Source organism: Micromonospora sp. WMMD730, assembly GCF_049178955.1.
Lineage (GTDB): Bacteria > Actinomycetota > Actinomycetes > Mycobacteriales > Micromonosporaceae > Micromonospora > Micromonospora wenchangensis.
Genome location: NZ_JBMHML010000002.1, coordinates 5,927,126 through 5,943,844, shown reverse-complemented (window position 1 = coordinate 5,943,844; position 16,719 = coordinate 5,927,126). Strand labels below are relative to the sequence as shown.

Below are 16,719 nucleotides of genomic sequence, written 5' to 3'. Positions count from 1 at the left end.
TCATCCGCCTCGACCTGGTGGTTTGAGGGTGGTGGGGCCGGTGGTGGGGTGGATGAGGCGGGTCCAGACGCGTGCTGCCCACCAGACGGTGATGGCTATGGCGTAGCTGACGCCGAGGATGCCGGTGGATTGTCCGGTGACGATCGCGGCGCTGATCACCGCTATCGGGGCGGCGAGCACGATGCGGAACATCAGGGGTGTCACGAGGGCCATGACGGTGCCGATGCCGAGGAGGAGTCCGCCGATGCGGGCGGTGAGGTCGAGCCAGACCACCAGGTGGGGCCATCGGTCGGCGGTGCGTGCGTACTGGATGAGTCCCATGCCCACGGCGGCGGTGACGACCGAGCCGGTCGGTGTGGCCAGGAGCGCGGACCAGCCGCTGGAGGGTGTCCGCCATTGTCGTGCGGCGATCATCGCCATGACCACGGCGAGGACGGCGGTGGGGGCGATCGGCCAGAGCGCCCAGGTGAGGAACCCGCGCGGGGGTAGGCCGAAGTATTGGCTGATGACGATGGCGTAGAGGGCGGCGATGGCGACGCCGAGGGAGACCCCGGCGAGGATGCCGATGCTGACCTTTCCGCCTTCGGTGCGTAGTTCGGGGGTGGGGCTGCGGGCGGCGATCAACGAGCCGAGGATAGTGCCCGCTGCGATGCAGGCCACCAGAGCGAACACCGCCGCCATGGTCAACTCGCCGAGGTTGAACAGGACGTAGTAGTACGCGCTGAGGGTGTTGTTGCGTTCGGCGGTCAGCAGGGCCTGCCACAGCAGTGCCAGGGAGGCGAGGCCGGGCACCGCGATGGCGACGGCCCGCCGGATCGGCGGCACCGGCACCTCCACCGCACCCACCCCGACCGCGGGAGCACCCACCTCGGCGGCGCCCCGCGCCGCGACGAGTTGAGGCTCCGCCACCAGCACCGGCGTGATCCCCGTGTGCTCGGCGATGGCGATGTCCAGGCGTGGAAGGTGGGCACTGCCCCCGACGCAGTAGATTCCCGCGAGGTCGCCGGGGGTCAGTTCGGCGGCGGCGATGCACTGCTGGGTCAACTCCGCGACCCGTCGTACGACCGGTTGGGCGGCGGCGTCGAGCATTGTGCGGTCCGCGATCACCGGGTGGTGGCCGGCGACCGGCACTGTGACCGCCGGGTGCGAGCCCAGGGTTTCCTTCGCGACCCGGACGCTTTCCGCCATCACCCACTGGCCCATACCCCCGGCAGGCACCTCCCGGCCATTGAGCACAGCAGCGGTCAACGCCAGGTCGACGGCAGCGCCACCGGTCGCAGGGTCGGCGAGCGTGGCGAGGACCTCGAACCCTGCCGGGCCTCGACGCAGCACCGTCACCTCGGCACCCGCGCCAACATCACACACGACAACGAACGACCCGACCGTCAGCCGTACACCGGTGGCCACCATGTGCTCCGCGACGGCCACCGGAGCCTCCACCAGACGCGGCTGCCCGAGACCCGCCCGGTGCGCGACCCGCCGCATCCAGGTACGCCGACGCGGCCCCCACCCGGCCGGCACCACCAACCGCACATCCGGCACCGGCTCACCGACAACACCCTCGGCCTCCGCAGCAGCCCGCCGCAACGGTGCCGCTGCCAGCTCCACCGCCTCTGCCTCAACACCGTCGACGACCGACTCGCCATCGCCGGTACGGTGGGGATTCGGTACGAACCGGTGCGGCTGCGCCTCGGCGGCCTGCCACGCCTGCCGGCCCGTCCATACCTGCCCACCCTCGGCCAGGAACAGGCCGCTGGGCAGGTAGGGAAGACCATCGAACGGCAACACCGACGCACCACCGTCGGCCCATGCCAACACGGCCACGGTGCTCGCGCTACCGCAGTCGATCGACAGCCATGCTCCCCCCGCCCCCACGCAGGTAGTCAAACATGAATGCCCATTCAAGTCACCTCCTGATCACTCAGGAGAGTCGATTACCTCTAGCTAATAGCTCGTTTCGGTAGGAATCCTCAGTTGTCAGGCGGGGCTGATCCTCGCCAACGCCCCCGGAACAGCTCGGCTAGAGCCTTGATGATGCTGGGCCTGTCCTTCGGGTTGGTGCCACGAAGGGCCAAGGCGGTGATGATGATTCTTCCTGCGGCTGAGACGGCGAAGGCGATCACGAGCCACGGGCCGGCGCCGACGGACGGCTCAAGATGCGTGAGTCCCACGGCCTATCTTCTCCCACTCCGGCCGAGTGAGAGTGCGCAGCACGGCTCAGCTCGACCAGTCGCAAATGACATGACTGGTTTTCGCTGAGTCCGCGCTACCGGCAGAGCGGGGTTCTCAGAGTGACCAACCAGGGTGGGTTGGTCGTGATCTTGATTCGTCCTTATTCGTCTTTGGGTCGCCGAGTTAGATGCCGGTGAACGGGATCTAGCACCAGGCGTCAATAGTTCGAATTAGGCCTGGGTCCGCCGTGTGGCGGTACGCAAGAAGCGTACCCGACCGGAGCCATCGATGCGACGACCGCACATGGAGTCGCCTGATGCCGCCGCAGAGCCGCCATGGCGAGGACCATGATCGATTAGTTGTGCCCTGCCGATACCCGTCTTTACGCTGCCACGGTTCCCTGTAAATCCGGGCCGGAGGGTGGCGTGATGTCGCTGACCGACACCATTGGTGCTGACTTGCAGGCGATGGCAGCGGGTGTGGACCGGGGGCAGCAGGAGACTGCGGCTGTCGACCAGGCGATCGAGCAGATCAGCGCACGGTCGGTGGCTTCCGGCTTCGCCGGCATCGCGGTGAGCTTGGCTCGCGCTCGGGAAACGCTCGGGCAGGCCCGGTCTCGGCTGGCGCAGGCGGACGGGGTGCTGGGTGAGGCGTCGCGGTCGTTGAGGGCCGTGCCGCAGCAGTCATCGCCGCAGGAGACGATCGCCGCGCTCACCCCGGTCCTGGCCGCGCTGACCGCTCTCGACGGCCATGTCTCTGCGGCGGGGTCTGCGGTTGACGACACGCGACGGCTGCTCGCGGCGGCGTTGCATGGAGGACAACCCGGTCCCACGCTGGCACGGCTGCAGCAGGTGCTGCAGCTCCTGACGACCCTACGGACTCGCCGGACTGAGGCGGGGCAGCACGTCGAGGCGGCGTTGGCGCAGGCCCGGCAGGTCGGTGAGCTGGGAAACTGACCCCGGGCGGCGGTAGCGACAGCGGCCGACCGCCCGCCACACGTGACACGTCCGAGAGTACAACGGAACCGCCGGCTCCCTTCGGGCTGTCACCCGAAGGACTGGCGGAAGCCGCCCGCAGCCTGCCGCGACGGCAAGCGAAGGACCCCACGTCCGGTATGGCGTTCGTCGGCGGTGAGTGGATACCCGTGAGGTCCGGCCGTGATCCGGCTGCCGCCGCCGACCTCAAGCCGGCCTACCAGCTCATCGCCACCACGACCGACCACCTGGAGGCCAAACTCGCCGCCCGGATGCGCCGCGACCACCTGTCGGAGGCGGCGGTGGTGACGAACAACCCGCCCTGCGACTACACCCCCTACGGCTGCGAGAAGATCCTCTCCCGGCTGCTGCCAGCCGGCACGCAGTTGGCGGTCTACGTACGCGACGATGACGGGCGGGTCCGCCACTGGCGCACCTACACCGGAAACGGAAAGGCGATCGCATGAAGGTGACCTGGACCTACGACCGGGGCGACCAGCGCGACAACCACGAGGTCGAACTGACCGACCCGGACGCACTGGAGGCGCTCCTGCGCGAGATCCAGCAGGCCGGCGAACCCGTCGTGCTGACCATCTTCAGCGACACCGCCGATGACCCCGATGATCTACCACCCGGAATGCAGATCGGCCTTGGCCATCCCACCCACGCCTTCGCGGTGCACATCGCCGACGACGGCGGCTACATTGAGGACCCCACGGTAGAAACCCCGGCCGAGGCGCTCCGATTCGACTTCGGCGGAGTGCCCACGGAATACCCAGCCGAGCACCTACGACTTCGGCCTGAAACGGCGATCGAACTGGCAGTCGCCTTCCTTAGGACCGGAGGTGAACCGCCGCACCTGAGGGTCGTCGCCGGGTGAAGGCGGCTTCGGAGGATCGCCTATTGAAGTTGTTGCTGAGCACACACCGTCAGCGGTGCCCCCTCCCACGCCGTCTAACAGGAGAGGCCAGTGGATGGTCAGCTCGCGGCCCTTCGTCATGATTAGGGACCCGGGGGTTGAGTGGACGCAGGGCGGCCAGCCCTTCCATGATCTCTCGACGCTCACGAGGCCGCGTATCACGTAGCGCGACTTCCAGCATGGCCCTGTCCCGATCGGCATGGATCTTGTCGCGTATCAGGCGAAACGCCAAGGAAGACATCACAGCTATGGCGCTGGGGAGCGCCACCCAGAGCCCCGGTTCTACGAGCCCCACGATCTCGCCTCTCGCTTATCCGGTCGAGAGACACCTGCGCAGGGCACGATTCAGCTCGACCAGTACTTGACTGGTGAACCGAGTCGTTCCCATACGACTCGCCATCGGGCGGCCCCTGCGGGCAGGCCCGGTCTTGCCATCGCACAGAGTACGGTTGTTCGTGAAGCGCTGCCTACTTGGCAATAGCCTACCTGACCGGCGCAGCGCGACGCTAGGCACGGGATGTCCGCGCTGTCTCCGCCGCTTGTTACGAAGCATCCGCCTCGTCGCTGAGGCGTCAGTCGAGCAGGCCACGAAGAGCAGAATCCCTGTCTCGCACGACACCATGAACTGACCTGGACGCCGGCCTTCAGCCCTCAGGCGCGGCGGCGGGGTGGCGGAGCCGAGGTGGCGGAAGCTCGGCAGGTTGGCCAGAGGCCGCCGACAGTGCATTCGTAGGTTCTTTGAGGTGGGCCGGGGTTTCAGTCTGCCGTCAGTCGTGTCGCTGCCGAACGTGGGGCGTATTGATAGCCGGTGGCATAGTCGGCAGGGCTGGCAAGCTAGGCTGAGGGGAGAAAAGGTGCCTCGTCATCCGGACACGGTGATCAGGCCGAACACCGGGCTCAGGGCGGCCCGGAAGCGGTTGCCGTCGCAAATGCGTCCTGGTCAATGTATGTCCCGTAGCGAGTTGCTGATGCTGTCAACGCGACGCTTCGCGCTACGTACCCGGGCCGTGACGGAGTCCCCGAGATCCGCTACTGGTGGCGGATTCAAGTTGCAACGGCGGCTCCGCCGGAGGCAGCCGATCCACCTTCCAGAACCTTCGCCCAGCCGCGTTCGGCGGCTGCTTGAAGGAGTGGATTGCGAGGGTTCGGCTCGCCGAGCTTGGCGGCGTGCGCGCTTGCGACTGCGTTCGCGTCAATGCCGTCAGGGCCCCAGTCGGTCAACGCGCGGAAGAAACCCGCCGGATCACCTACCAGAGCGGCTGACACCGCGAACTCCAGCTCGTTTAACGACAGGATGACGGTTGGGTAGCCCGAGTCCGGCAGCAAGGAACGGAACATCCGGCTATTCAGCATGTAGTGAGGCTCCGCTGTCACGACGATGCCGCGGATCTCGGCAGCCGGGTCGATCCCCTGGAAGGCCGGATGCCCGGCCTTGATGAGGTCCGCCGTGACCTTGATCTGCCGCTTCATCGCGTCTCCGACGTCCTTCTCGACGTCGGCGAGGTATCCATCCACGTCGAGCCGTCCGGGCTGGGCCACGCGGGCCGACTTGACCTCCACAATGACCGTGAGGCCGGGGTATCCGATCACGTAGTCAGAGGCGTGCTGGCCCTTCTTGTACTCGACATCGTGTAGGAGGATGGGCGGGTTAACGAGGCCGAGCTGCTCGCCGACGTACGCCTCCGTGACCTTGCCCAAGTCCCGGGTGAACTTCTTCTTCCACTTGTTCCAGCCCACGTAATACAGCGAGCCAGGGCTGACCCGCTGCGCGACCAGGTGCACGCACGGGGCCAAGTTGGTGCCGTCGGGCATCCGGACGAACGGTGTCCCCAACAGAGGGTTCGGGTCGAATCGCCGCAGATGCGGATCGGGGTTGCGGTTCGCTGCCGCCAGGGCGTGCACATCGGCGAAGTCGGCCACGAACACCCGGTCGAAGACCTCCACCACCTCGGCCGGGACCATCTCGTACGCGTCGAACACCGGTGCGAAGTGAGGCATCGACAGCCAGCCCGGATCGAACCGTCCACCGTTGCACAGGGCACCGACCAGGATGAAGAACGCCGACCGCATGAACCGCTCCAGGGGAGCGCCCAGCAACTCCTCCCACGCAGTGACGGAGAGGACTTCGCAGTTCAACGAGGAGTAGTCCCGGTCGAACAGGAGCAGGATGCGCGACAGATCCTCGTAGCGTGAGTGAGCGAACGGGAACTGCTCGAACACCGTGCGGACCATCAGCGACTCCACGGCACCGGGCTGACCGGCCGTGTTGAGGATGGGATCGTGCATTTCCTGGTACGTGTTCCGGAGCCGGAGCAGGTCCTTGCGGGACACCGTCCGTTGCCGGAACTCGTTGCCGTACGCGATGTTCTCCCGAGCCGCCGCCGCGATGACCCACGCCTGGATTATCTCGTCCGCGCGTGGACGGTAGACGCTGCTGCCACGGAGCTGCTGGATCGATGCGTTCGCCAGCACAGGCAGCATGACCGACGGCGCGACGCGCCGGGCCGCAGCGACGAAGCCCGCGTATCGAGTGCTGGGAACAGGGGACATGGGTTACATGATGCAAAAACCGCCGTGGCATCTCCAACCGGCTTTCCGGGACCAACCGGGCATAGAAGAGGCGGGTACGTTCCAGGGCTTGGCACCGGGCCTGGCTGCTCCGCTGCGCGCTGCCTGAACGAGTACGGCGAGGTCCTCCGCCGGCATTGTGGCGGTAAGAGGCGAGGATGTCGCCGGTGGCCGGCCCCGCACATGACCTGACGTCTGTTCATGAGGACGGTGCCTCGTAGGGAGCCACCTTCGAGCGGTAGGAGACGCTGCCCGTTCCCATTTTTGCGAAGGTGCCCATGTGGCTGGTGACGTTCACCTGCCGTACTGGTTCTTCCTTATCTCGGGGATGCGGCGGTGTAGCAGCGCCAGGTTGCCATGAGGTTGGTGTCCAGGGTGGTGCGTACCTGCTCGAAGCTAGCCGCGGTCTGACCTCGGTCGATGGCGATGCCGGCGTTGTTGACGAGGATCTCGGGCCGGCCGTGGTGATAGCCGACGTCCGCCATAGCCCGAGCGACGCTGGCCGGATCGTCGATGTGCAACTGCTGGCCCGCTACCGACAAGCCGTCGGCGTCTGGGGAGAGCTGCTTCTGATGAGCCCGGCGCCCCCGGTCGTCAAGTGCCCCTCGACATGGCCGTTATGTCGCTTACCGGGCCTCGGCTCGCAGGATTTGATCGATGGCTTCGGCGAGAGAATTGACCGACGTGGTGGGGTGCACGCTTCCGTTGCGGCGGTGTGTCGAGTCGGGGTTGAGTACGAGCGCACTCCGAAATCCGGCGGCGTCGGCGGCCTGGATGTCGGTGTCCGAGTCGCCGACCATCCAGCCGGAGCGGACACCGAGCCGGGCTGTCACTTGGGACACCCGGCGCAGCATGGCCGGCCCCGGCTTGCGGCAGTAGCACCTTTGCCGCAGGAACGCGGGCAGGACGTCGAGGTGGTCCGGGCAGTAGAGGTAGCGGCACGGTCGCGCGGTGTGCAATGAGTTGCCGGTCCACGGCCGCGTGTATACGGGCCAGGATCCGGACGGTCACCTGACCCATCCCGACGCCGGGCTGGTTGGATGCCACGACGACTACGCCACCGCATGTGGTGATCGCCCGCACTGCGTCAGCCGCGCCGGGGCACAGCCGGACATGCTCCGGTGTCAACGGGCCTTCGGGTGGACCTCCCGCCGGTTCGGGCGCGTGCTCGTTGATCACACCGTCCCGATCGAGCCCACCAAGAACTGGGCCCGGTCGGGGAGGGCAGCGTTAACCATCTCGATCACGACGAGCCTCCGCTCATCGCAGCGGCATCAGGGGCATGCTCCAAGTGGGAGAAGTTCTCGGCCATCGGTCGCGGAGGCTCGGTGGAACACGGCCATCACGAGGGCCGATCACGGTCTGCGTCTTGGATTAGAGGTTCGCTGCTGCCAGCCCGCCCCGGCGAGGGTGTTGCCGGGGCGGGCCGGGCCGCAGGCGTTTACGCCGCGCTGGTCCAGCGCAGCGATCGGGCGGTTGCCGAGGGGGTGGTGTCGGCGGGGGTGGTGCGCGGCGGGACCTTGCCGGTGGCGATCACTCGGTGGATCCAGGCCGCGTAGTAGGGCAGGGAGGTGTAGACGGTTGGGCCCGTTCCGCAGGTGGGTTCGGTTTCGCGGCTTGCGCCGCCGACGATGGCCCACGTGCGTGGGGTGAGCCGTTGGAGGGCGGGGCTGCCGCTGTCGCCGTAGCAGGCACCGTCGGTGCCGTTCACGTTCGCGATGCAGATCTCACCGGCGGTGATGCCCGCTGCCGCGCACGCCGTCTTGCCCGTGACGGTGGTGTCCAGCTCCTGGAGGGTGACCGGGAGCGGTCCTTCGCCCGATGCCTTGGTCGATCCCCAGCCGAGGATGCGGGTGACCGCCCCTCGCCCGGTGACGCGAGGGGCGATGGTGAAGGGCTTGAGGTTGACCCGGTTGTTCAGGCGGAGCACGGCCACGTCTGCGACCCGGTCGGTGCCGGTGCCCCAGTCCCACTCGGCGTGTGGGAGGACCCGTTCGATGCCGACGACCACGCCGCCGCTGATCCGATCGGCTGAGCCGATCCGGACCTGCAACAGCGTTGGGTCGACGGTGCCGGAGTCGGGTTCGGTCACACAGTGTGCGTTGGTGACGACGTGACGGCGGTCGACGAGGGTCGCACCGCACAGATGCCCGAACACTCCGTTGCGGTTGTACTGCAACGTCGCCATGCCCGGGTAGTCCTCGGTGGCGTCGTGTCCACCGACGACGGACGGCGTGACCTCCGAGGGCGCGGGCTGCTGATCGAGCGGTGCTGCCGAGGCCGGCACGGCGCTGGCCAGCAGGCCGAGCACGGCCGCGCCGGTGGCGATCGGCCGGTACAGGGTGATCTTCATGGGTTCCTTTCTCGTCCCCTCCGGCACCGTGCCGCAGGGATCGCCGCGACGAACGCGGCGAGACTGAGGGGTTACCGGGGCGCGCATCACCGCGAGGTGGTGTCGACGGCTTCCCGGTGCCGGGTTCAACGCTGTGTTGTGGGTGACCCGTCGGCCGGTGCGGTGCGGCTGCGTTCGAGGTAGAGCCGGTAGTCGAACAGGCCGGGCCGGGGGCATGGCTTGCCTCGGGCCGGGCAGGCGTTGAAGGTTTCCTGGAAGGCGAGGAGTTCCCCGCTCGTCGGGTGGATGATCAGGCGCTTGGTGGATCCGTCGCGGTTGAGGCTCACGGCGATCCCGGTGCGACCGGCGATGTCGGCGGCGGTGGTGTCGATCGTGATGCCGGGCAGGTCGGCCAGGATCAGCAGGATGGCTTGGCGCTGTCGGTGGCCGAGGTAGTGCTCGTTGTTCAGACTCACCACGCCGGTGATGACCGAGCCGGGGCCGTTCTCGGGCGGGGATATGGTGCCGAGTTGCTGTTGGAGGCCGGCACGATCGCCGGGAATCGGCTCGGAGCCGGGGCGCGCGAGGCCGCCGCGTGCGTATGTCTCGTCGGCGACCACGGGTGCCGCCGCGAGGGCGTCCCGGTCGCTGCCGTCCGGTAGCCGGGTGAGATGTCCCCGGTCGGGTAACCGGCGCTCGATGACCCGACCGGATCCGTCCGGCTGGCTCCAGCGACGGATGTCCCACCGGCTGACGACCGTCGTCGCTCGGGACCACGACTGAATGTGCAGGTAGGTGTGCGGGCCGGGCTCGGCGTCGGCCGCGACCGGTGTGATCGCGTCGGCCAGGAGGCGCAGCCGATCCTGCGCGGTCCGCGGCTCGTTCGGCGGTGTCGACGAGGCAGACGGCTGCACGGCCATGTCGGCGGATGGCGTGGAAGTGCGGACGGGGGCGCAGGCGGTGGGCACGGTGACGGCGAGAACGAGAGCGAAGACCAGGGCGCGGGTGGGCCGCTGCCACCCGGCGATGGTTCGGACCTTGGTCATGGTTTGCGCCTCCTGTCGCGGAGGTCGTAGGGAACGGTCAGTTCAGGTGATGCGGACCCGGTGCTCTCCGTGGTGGCGGCCGGGTTGCCGCTGCGGGTGAGCGGCCAGAGCCGGGGTCCGCTGGGCAGGTGCAGGGGCAGGCCGGCGCGGTAGCCGTGGCCGCTCAGGAAGTCCCGGGCCTCCTCCGTCGTCACCACGGTGTCGTAGGGGTCGCCGAGCTGGTCGACACGGTGGTGGTGCCGGTCGAGCAGACGCCCGCCGATGCCCTGTCCCCGTCGGGTAGGGGTGACGTGGAGCCAGGACAGCCAGTGGTGCGGCGCGTCGGATCGGTAGCTGCCGACGAGTGCGTGCAGCTGCCGGAAGCGGGGCAGCGCGCGGCCGGCGAAGACGCCCAGGTGGTGTTCGGAGAGCACGGCGGTGTCGGGGACGGGGTGGCGGTGCCACACCGCCACTGCGGTCAAGTCGAGGGGGACGTCGACGTGGCCCCACTCGACGGCGTGGTCGACCTCCATGGCCAGCAGGCCGTGGAAGACCGTCTGCCGCTCGGCGGCGTCGGGCACCAGCCATTCGGCGACGGGGTCGTCGGTGACGGCCTCGACGAGCAGGGCGGTGATCGTGGGCACGTCGCCGGGTAGCGCGGGTCGGATCTCGGCCATCGGGTTCACCGGGTCCGCCGTCGGGGCTGCGGGGCGGGCGGGAACGGCGACCGGCCGGTGGGGGTCTGTCGGCCGCGCCACATCCGCCAGATCGGCAGGCCGTCGGTGGGCAGGATCAGCGGTGGGCCGGCGGTGTAGCCGAGCCGACGGTAGAGCTGCCGGTTGCGGGTGTTGCTGGCCTCCAGGTACGCCGGTAGGCCCAGCTTGTCGAGCTGCCGGTGGTGCTCGTGGAGCAGGGCCGCGCCGATGCCCCGGTTCTGCTGCTCCGGGTCGACCGCGAGGTACGCGAGGTAGTGGTGCGGCTCGTCGGGGTGGAAGGCGTCGAACATGGCCTCCATCAGCGTGAACTTCGGCGCGTAGGGGCCGGTGGCTCGTTCCAGCGCCTCCTGGCGTTCCCGGGTGTGGCCCTGGGGTGGGTCGAGCCGGGGATACCAGATCGCCACGGCGGACAGGTCGGCGGTGGTGTCGACGTGGCCGTGCGCCAGGCCGTGCTGGAACGCGTCTCTGAAGTAGCGGTAGAAGACCACGCGCCGGTCGGCGGGGTCGGGGATCAGCCAGTCGGCGACGGGTCCGTCGTGGAAGGCCTCGGCGAGGACGGCGATCAGCGGCCCCGCGTTCTCGGGTGTCGCTCGACGTACGGCGACGGTGTGGGTGTCGGGCATGGTGTCTCCCTCGCGGGGTCAGGCCGGTTGGCGGATCGGGTCGTTGCGCAGGGGCAGGGTGTGGCTGTCCGCGCCCAAGCCGATGGCGGCGTAGACGGGCGGGTTCGTGGTGCGCAGGGTCAGCGCCCAGACCGCGCCGAGCAGCGCGGCGGCGGCGTAGGCCGCGGGGAAGAGCCAGCGCAGCGGGGAGTGCGGGTCGACGCCGAGGAGGGTGTCGAACTCGCGGAGGGTGACGGCGAGGATCGCGGCGAGCGCCAGCGTGGCGGTCAGCGGCGCGACCGTGCCCCGCCAGTGGCCCTCGTGGTGGCTGGTCCGGGCGAAGTAGCCGACGACGGCGGCCGAGGTGACGGTCATCAGGATCAGGACGCCGAGCCCGCCGGTGACGGTGACCCAGAAGAACAGGTGCACGATCGGGTCGGCGTCGGCTGCCGCGTAGCCGACGAGGACGGCGAGGGCGAGGCCGCTCTGGGTGATCGAGCCGACCTTCGGCGCACCGGTGCGCCGGCTGGTGCGGCCGAACGGGGCGGGGACGACTCGTTCCCGGCCGAGGGCGAACAGGTACCGGGCCACGGTGTGGTGGAAGCTGAGCAGCGCGGCGAACAGGCTGGTGACGAAGAGGACCCGGCCGATGGTCACGACACTCGCGCCGAGGTGCGGGGAGACCAGGTGGAAGATGAGGTCCGTGCCGTCGGCGCGGGCGGCGTCGACGATCCGGTCCGGGCCGGTGGCTACCGACATCGCCCACGCGGACAGCCCGTAGAGCAGGCCGGTGACCGCGACGGCGAGGTACGTGGCGCGGGCGACGGTGCGGCGCGGGTCCTTCGTCTCCTCGGAGAACACGACCGTGCCCTCGAAGCCCACGAACCCGGTGATCGCGGTGACCAGCGCCGCGCCGATCCCGGCGGCGAAGACGTGCGTCGGGGCGAGGCTGTCGACGGTGACGGTCCCGCCGGCGGGGTGGGTGACCATGACAGCGTCGAAGACGACCACCACCGCGCACTCGGCGATCAGCATGACGGCCAGGACCGCGCCGTTGAGGTCGATACGCAGCACCCCGAGGACCGCCACCGCCGCCCAGGCGGCCAGGGCACACAGCCACCAGGCGACGCCCCACCCGTACCGGTCGTGGAGGAACTGGGCGAGGACCGCGCCGAAGCCGCCGTACAAGCCGATCTGCATGGCGTTGTACGCCAGCAGCGCGACGGCTGCGGCGGCGACGCCGGCCGGGCGGCCGAGTCCCCGGGTGACGTAGGTGTAGAACGCTCCGGCGTTGACGATGTGTCGGGACATCGCCACGTAGCCGACCGCGAAGAGCGCGAGCACGGCGGCGACCACCAGGTACGCCACCGGGATGCCGGTGACACCGGTGACGGCGTACCCGGTGGTCGCGCCCCCGGCGACGACGGTCAGCGGCGCAGCGGCGGCGATCACGAAGAACACGACGGAGGGGATACCGAGCCGACCGCGTGCCAGGGCCGCGGAGATGGTTTCGGGTGAGGTGGGGAACATGGGCCCTCTTCCATACGGGTGGATTGGGGGATGGGCGGGGGAGGTCGGGGCGGGATAGGCGGTGAGGTGGGGCGGGAAAACGGCGGCGGGTGCGACGGCGGCCAGGACGCGAGTCACGGAGGCGTTGGCGAGCCCGGCGCGGGTGGACGGAGAACGGGAGCGGACATGGTGGGACTCCCCGGGGGGCGATGAGGAACAGGCGACGGGATGGCGGGCAGGGGGTTCGGCCGGTGGGCTAGGTTCCGCCGCCGGTGAGGACCGTTGCGTCGATGAACAGCCTGAGCAGCGGCCGGAGCAGGCGAACCAGCGTGGCCGTGGATTCCGCCACGAACGGCCTGGTGAGGAGGGCGGCGCACGCGGCGAGGTCCGCGGCGACGGCGGCTGCTACCAGCACACCGACGATGACGCCCACCTGTCCCGGCGGCCGGCGGTCTCGACCGGTGGAGGCCCGAGGTGGGCGTGGTTCTCCGTTGGTCATGGAACGTCTCTTGAGATCGATGAGGTGCTGCCGGCTATCGGCGGCAGGCGATGCTTCGCGCACCCTCAGGAGGTGCGGTGGCTCAGCACGGCTGCGCCGACGGCGGCGCCGAGTTCGCCGAGCAGTTCCGGCCAGGGCGGCCAGAGCTGCCTGACCAGGCGGGCCAGGTAGTCACGGGCGAGCCAGGAGGCTCCGTCGAGCAGCGCCATGTCCAGTTGGGTGCGTAGGACCAGGCCGGCGAGGAGGACGTCGTGCTCGAAGAGGTCGCTGCGGTTGCGGAGCTGTTGGGACAGCCGGGCCCAGGGCCAGGCGGCGGTGTTGATGTCCGTCGGTACGTAGACGGTGCGCCGTCGCCACCTCGGGCCGGTCGTCTGCTCCCGGAGCAGACCGGCCTGGGTCATACGCTGGGCGACCTGTTCCTCGGCGGTGGTGGCGAGGTACGACAGCCACTGCCGTACGGGGGTGTTCTGCGGCTCGGTGAGCATCCGGTCGAGGATCTTGTGTTGCAGCCAGTCCGCCGGGGTGGGGCCGTCGCGCCAGACGTGGACCGCGCCTTGGGAGAAGCTGATTCGGCCGGCGTAGTGCAGCTCCATGAGCAGTCCGGCTGCCAGCCCGAGGGAGATCGCGGCGGGGAACAGGCGGGGCTGCCCGGTCTGATCGTGGTGGGCGAGGAAGTAAAAGTCGTTGGCGATCAGTGGCGGCTGACGGGGGGCGGTGGCGACCGCGCGCGCCGGCCGGTGGGCGGGTGCGTGGTGGGCGGGCCGAGTGTGCTCGTCGCCGTCGGCGGGGGAGGTGGTCACCGCTGCTGGCCTTCCTGGGTCGGGTCGTCGGAGGGGTCGAGGAGGCCGTGACGTTGGAGGAGGCCACGGCCGATCGGGTGGTCGCGCAGCTCCGCGACGGCCCAGCGGTGCTGCGCGCATCCGTTGTCGCGGCACTCGAAGCAGGTGCGGCCGAGGTGGCCCAGGACCGTCCTGCGGGCTGAGTCGTACCGTGCGCCGGGGTGGTCGCTCTCGTGGGTGCCGGTCATCGTGTGGGGCCGTAACGACGCAGCGCGGTGATGCGGACCCGTAGTTCCAGGCAGGGCGGGTGCTGCTCCACGTGCGTGTACTCGCACTGTGGACGGTGGCCGAGGACCCACATCCACTCGTCACTGAGATGTGCGAGGTCGGTGCGTAGCCGTACCAGGACGACATCGACGTGGACTCCGGGTGTGAGGCTGCGGCCGAAGGACCAGTCGTCGCCGTCGAGTTGCAGCAGGGTGCCGGGGTCGACCCGGGGTGGGGGATGGTTGCTGCCGTTCATGCGCGTGGCCACCAACGCCAGCGGCGTCGCTTCGGGCGGTTGGGAGTCTGCGTCGGGAGGCTGAGGCTGGCCCAGAATCGGCGGTTGTCGCGTGCCACGTCCTGGGCCGTGGCCTCTGCGGTTCGGCTCCAACCGCCCCGGTGACCGTAGAGCGTGGCCGCGCCCTCCCGATCGATACCGAACGGCCGGTACGACTGCCCCTCCCGAGGAACGAACCACTTGATACGGGTCAATGCCATCACCTCCCTGTGTGAGATTCGCGTCCGAGCACTCCCTGGTGCGGGGTGCGGACCCTGACCGATGGGCGCAGAGACCGCCCCGCGCGGGGACGGGGGCCGGTCCTGCGCCGGCTCACGGGCGGGCTTGTGCCCGCAGGTACTCCGTCACCCGGGCGGCCGACGTTCTGGCCTGCTCGATGAGGGTGCGCAGCGGCGAGTAGCTCGGGTTCCTCAGAGCACGTGCGCTGTCGGCCTGGTCGAGACCGGCCAGCAGGACACCGACGTTGTCGAGCGCACGATTCACGCGTTCCATCTCCCGCGCGAAGTCCCCAGCTTCGAGACTGGCCGGCGTAGCCTGCCTGCCCTCATCGCTCATGTCTGCTCCCTGGCGATCATCACCCAACGTGGGTAACGTTGGAATCATACCAACCATTGCAGTGTGATGGGGCACAGTCAAGGCCATCCCGCTAGATTGGTTGGGACGAAATAAGGGAGGGTGAGAGCGTGGCGCAGCCGAAGTACCGCCAGATCGCAGACGAGCTCCGGGAACGCATCGTCTCCGGAGCGCTGCGCGTGGGCGACCGGCTTCCGACCGAGCCTCAGCTTCAGGAGCAGTACGGCGTATCGCGCAACACCGTCCGCGACGCCACCGCGCTACTCGTGCACGAAGGGCTGGTCGAGAGCGTGCCGGGCCGCAGCGGCGGCATGCTGGTCCGTGAGAAGGTCACGCTGACCTTCCACGCCCACCGTGCGGAGATGCCGGGCCCGACGGCCGAGACTGATGCGTGGCGCTCGGAAGTAGAGCAGCAGGGATACGAGGCGACGCAGGAGTTTCGGCTGACCATCGAGGTTCTGCCAGGGGAACTTGCCGAACGGCTGAAGGTGGAACCGGAGTCTGCTGCGGTACTGCGCCGCTGCGTCCGGTTCGTCAACGGGCAGCCATCGTCCGTGCAGGACACCTACTACCCCATGGACCTGGCCGAGAAGGTGCCGGAGCTGCTGTCGCCGAGGGATATCCCACAAGGGACCACCAGGTTGCTCGCCGAGCGCGGATACAAGCAGGTCGCGTACTACGACGAGTACGTCTCGCGCATGCCGACGCCGGAGGAGGCGACGCTGCTGCGGTTGCAGCCCGGCACGCCGGTGCTGCACTACATCCGCACCGGGTACACCGAGGAGCGGCCGGTGCGGGTGTCCGTGACCCCGTTCGCTGGCGACCGAAACCGGATCGTCAGCACTCACGGCGATGCCAGCATCATCGCTCGATTCCGGCCGGAGGAAGAGCCCAGATGATCATCACGCCTGCGCGACTGAGCGATGTCGACGTCATCATGAGCTGGCGACGCGAGCGCGCCATCTGGCTCGCAGCGAGGGGCGAGGAGCAGTGGTCCATACCCCTACCGCGCTCCGCCGTCGCGTCGACCGTCTCCGCCGGGCAGACATGGATGGTCTGGGACGGTAACGATCCGATCGCTACGATCACCCTGACCGCGTACGTCGACGTCGACGGCTTGTGGAAACCTGACCGGGATCCCGAGGCGCTGTGGTATCCGGAGGACGACCCGGCCGACGCGCTGTATGCGGCGAAGATGATGATCCCGCTGCGGTATGCCGGCGAGGGGCTGGGTGGCGAGATGCTGGACTGGGCTGGCGGCCGGGCGTACGAGGCCGGGCTGACGTGGCTGCGGTTGGACGCCTGGACGACCAACTCTCGGCTGCACGACTACTACCGCAGGCAGGACTTCCAGCACGTCCGCACCGTTGAGTCCCGGGTATCGGGTGCCTGCTTCCAGCGGCCGGCGCAGCCGTACGTCAGCGGCAGACTCAAGACCGAGGGAGCCTGAGCAGCGGGTCACGCCCACCGCACGATCAGTTCGGCGGGC

The 16,719-nt window shown here is 69.0% G+C and carries 19 protein-coding genes; 5 read left to right on the top strand and 14 right to left on the bottom strand.

Annotated features, from left to right (window positions below; translation table 11 throughout):
• A complete protein-coding gene (locus ACN265_RS25200) occupies positions 1–1,788 on the bottom strand; it encodes an Hsp70 family protein (RefSeq protein WP_421409964.1) in 1,788 nt (595 codons plus the stop codon).
• Positions 1,789–2,600: 812 nt separating this feature from the next.
• Here ACN265_RS25200 and ACN265_RS25195 point away from each other — a divergent pair.
• Genes ACN265_RS25195 through ACN265_RS25185 form a run of 3 tightly spaced genes read left to right on the top strand, consistent with a single transcriptional unit; the run spans position 2,601 to position 4,026 of the window.
• Positions 2,601–3,128: a DUF6244 family protein gene (locus ACN265_RS25195; RefSeq protein WP_421409961.1), complete on the top strand. Its 528-nt coding sequence runs from the start codon at positions 2,601–2,603 to the stop codon at positions 3,126–3,128.
• Positions 3,125–3,613 (top strand): DddA-like double-stranded DNA deaminase toxin, encoded by a 489-nt coding sequence (locus ACN265_RS25190; RefSeq protein ID WP_421411614.1) that lies wholly within the window; start codon positions 3,125–3,127, stop codon positions 3,611–3,613. Before ACN265_RS25195 ends, ACN265_RS25190 begins: the two co-directional genes overlap by 4 nt.
• Positions 3,610–4,026 carry an Imm1 family immunity protein gene (locus tag ACN265_RS25185; RefSeq protein WP_421409959.1) on the top strand — a complete coding sequence of 139 codons (417 nt, stop codon included), beginning with the start codon at positions 3,610–3,612 and terminating at the stop codon, positions 4,024–4,026. Before ACN265_RS25190 ends, ACN265_RS25185 begins: the two co-directional genes overlap by 4 nt.
• Before the next feature lie 1,083 nt (positions 4,027–5,109).
• Here the strand turns inward: ACN265_RS25185 and ACN265_RS25180 are convergent.
• From ACN265_RS25180 to ACN265_RS25120, 13 genes are all read right to left on the bottom strand, one after another.
• Positions 5,110–6,615 carry a hypothetical protein gene (locus ACN265_RS25180; protein ID WP_421409957.1) on the bottom strand — a complete coding sequence of 502 codons (1,506 nt, stop codon included), beginning with the start codon at positions 6,613–6,615 and terminating at the stop codon, positions 5,110–5,112.
• A gap of 335 nt (positions 6,616–6,950) precedes the next feature.
• The gene (locus ACN265_RS25175) at positions 6,951–7,175 is read right to left on the bottom strand and encodes an SDR family NAD(P)-dependent oxidoreductase (RefSeq protein WP_421409955.1); all 225 of its coding nucleotides are present in this window, start codon (positions 7,173–7,175) and stop codon (positions 6,951–6,953) included.
• A gap of 84 nt (positions 7,176–7,259) precedes the next feature.
• Entirely contained in the window at positions 7,260–7,592 is a 333-nt protein-coding gene (locus tag ACN265_RS25170) for an HAD hydrolase-like protein (RefSeq protein WP_421409953.1), read from the bottom strand.
• A gap of 482 nt (positions 7,593–8,074) precedes the next feature.
• A complete protein-coding gene (locus tag ACN265_RS25165; protein ID WP_421409951.1) occupies positions 8,075–9,115 on the bottom strand; it encodes a S1 family peptidase in 1,041 nt (346 codons plus the stop codon).
• A complete protein-coding gene (locus ACN265_RS25160; RefSeq protein ID WP_421409949.1) occupies positions 9,112–10,011 on the bottom strand; it encodes a hypothetical protein in 900 nt (299 codons plus the stop codon). The genes ACN265_RS25165 and ACN265_RS25160 overlap by 4 nt, the downstream gene beginning before the upstream one ends.
• The gene (locus tag ACN265_RS25155) at positions 10,008–10,667 is read right to left on the bottom strand and encodes a hypothetical protein (protein WP_421409947.1); all 660 of its coding nucleotides are present in this window, start codon (positions 10,665–10,667) and stop codon (positions 10,008–10,010) included. The genes ACN265_RS25160 and ACN265_RS25155 overlap by 4 nt, the downstream gene beginning before the upstream one ends.
• A 5-nt stretch (positions 10,668–10,672) precedes the next feature.
• Positions 10,673–11,329: a GNAT family N-acetyltransferase gene (locus ACN265_RS25150; protein WP_421409944.1), complete on the bottom strand. Its 657-nt coding sequence runs from the start codon at positions 11,327–11,329 to the stop codon at positions 10,673–10,675.
• A gap of 18 nt (positions 11,330–11,347) precedes the next feature.
• A complete protein-coding gene (locus ACN265_RS25145; protein ID WP_421409941.1) occupies positions 11,348–12,838 on the bottom strand; it encodes an APC family permease in 1,491 nt (496 codons plus the stop codon).
• Between the two features lie 235 nt (positions 12,839–13,073).
• A complete protein-coding gene (locus ACN265_RS25140; protein WP_208567380.1) occupies positions 13,074–13,250 on the bottom strand; it encodes a hypothetical protein in 177 nt (58 codons plus the stop codon).
• Between the two features lie 131 nt (positions 13,251–13,381).
• A complete protein-coding gene (locus ACN265_RS25135; protein WP_421409938.1) occupies positions 13,382–14,116 on the bottom strand; it encodes a GOLPH3/VPS74 family protein in 735 nt (244 codons plus the stop codon).
• Positions 14,113–14,343 (bottom strand): hypothetical protein, encoded by a 231-nt coding sequence (locus ACN265_RS25130; RefSeq protein ID WP_208567379.1) that lies wholly within the window; start codon positions 14,341–14,343, stop codon positions 14,113–14,115. The genes ACN265_RS25135 and ACN265_RS25130 overlap by 4 nt, the downstream gene beginning before the upstream one ends.
• Entirely contained in the window at positions 14,340–14,630 is a 291-nt protein-coding gene (locus ACN265_RS25125) for a hypothetical protein (protein WP_421409935.1), read from the bottom strand. Before ACN265_RS25125 ends, ACN265_RS25130 begins: the two co-directional genes overlap by 4 nt.
• Before the next feature lie 339 nt (positions 14,631–14,969).
• Complete coding sequence (locus ACN265_RS25120) at positions 14,970–15,212, bottom strand: hypothetical protein (protein ID WP_208567377.1); 243 nt, start codon at positions 15,210–15,212, stop codon at positions 14,970–14,972.
• Positions 15,213–15,340: 128 nt separating this feature from the next.
• Between ACN265_RS25120 and ACN265_RS25115 the strand changes: the two genes are divergently transcribed.
• Both ACN265_RS25115 and ACN265_RS25110 read left to right on the top strand, forming a co-directional pair.
• The gene (locus tag ACN265_RS25115; RefSeq protein ID WP_421409931.1) at positions 15,341–16,129 is read left to right on the top strand and encodes a GntR family transcriptional regulator; all 789 of its coding nucleotides are present in this window, start codon (positions 15,341–15,343) and stop codon (positions 16,127–16,129) included.
• A complete protein-coding gene (locus ACN265_RS25110) occupies positions 16,126–16,680 on the top strand; it encodes a GNAT family N-acetyltransferase (RefSeq protein ID WP_421409929.1) in 555 nt (184 codons plus the stop codon). The genes ACN265_RS25115 and ACN265_RS25110 overlap by 4 nt, the downstream gene beginning before the upstream one ends.
• Positions 16,681–16,719 lie beyond the last annotated feature (39 nt).

Bases quoted from the DNA above. Each gene is read 5' to 3' on its own strand.
- ACN265_RS25195 (WP_421409961.1), top strand. From the start codon at position 2,601: ATGTCGCTGACCGACACCATTGGTGCTGACTTGCAGGCGATGGCAGCG.
- ACN265_RS25185 (WP_421409959.1), top strand. From the start codon at position 3,610: ATGAAGGTGACCTGGACCTACGACCGGGGCGACCAGCGCGACAACCAC.
- ACN265_RS25180 (WP_421409957.1), bottom strand. From the start codon at position 6,615: ATGTCCCCTGTTCCCAGCACTCGATACGCGGGCTTCGTCGCTGCGGCC.
- ACN265_RS25160 (WP_421409949.1), bottom strand. From the start codon at position 10,011: ATGACCAAGGTCCGAACCATCGCCGGGTGGCAGCGGCCCACCCGCGCC.
- ACN265_RS25155 (WP_421409947.1), bottom strand. From the start codon at position 10,667: ATGGCCGAGATCCGACCCGCGCTACCCGGCGACGTGCCCACGATCACC.
- ACN265_RS25150 (WP_421409944.1), bottom strand. From the start codon at position 11,329: ATGCCCGACACCCACACCGTCGCCGTACGTCGAGCGACACCCGAGAAC.
- ACN265_RS25145 (WP_421409941.1), bottom strand. From the start codon at position 12,838: ATGTTCCCCACCTCACCCGAAACCATCTCCGCGGCCCTGGCACGCGGT.
- ACN265_RS25130 (WP_208567379.1), bottom strand. From the start codon at position 14,343: ATGACCGGCACCCACGAGAGCGACCACCCCGGCGCACGGTACGACTCA.
- ACN265_RS25120 (WP_208567377.1), bottom strand. From the start codon at position 15,212: ATGAGCGATGAGGGCAGGCAGGCTACGCCGGCCAGTCTCGAAGCTGGG.
- ACN265_RS25110 (WP_421409929.1), top strand. From the start codon at position 16,126: ATGATCATCACGCCTGCGCGACTGAGCGATGTCGACGTCATCATGAGC.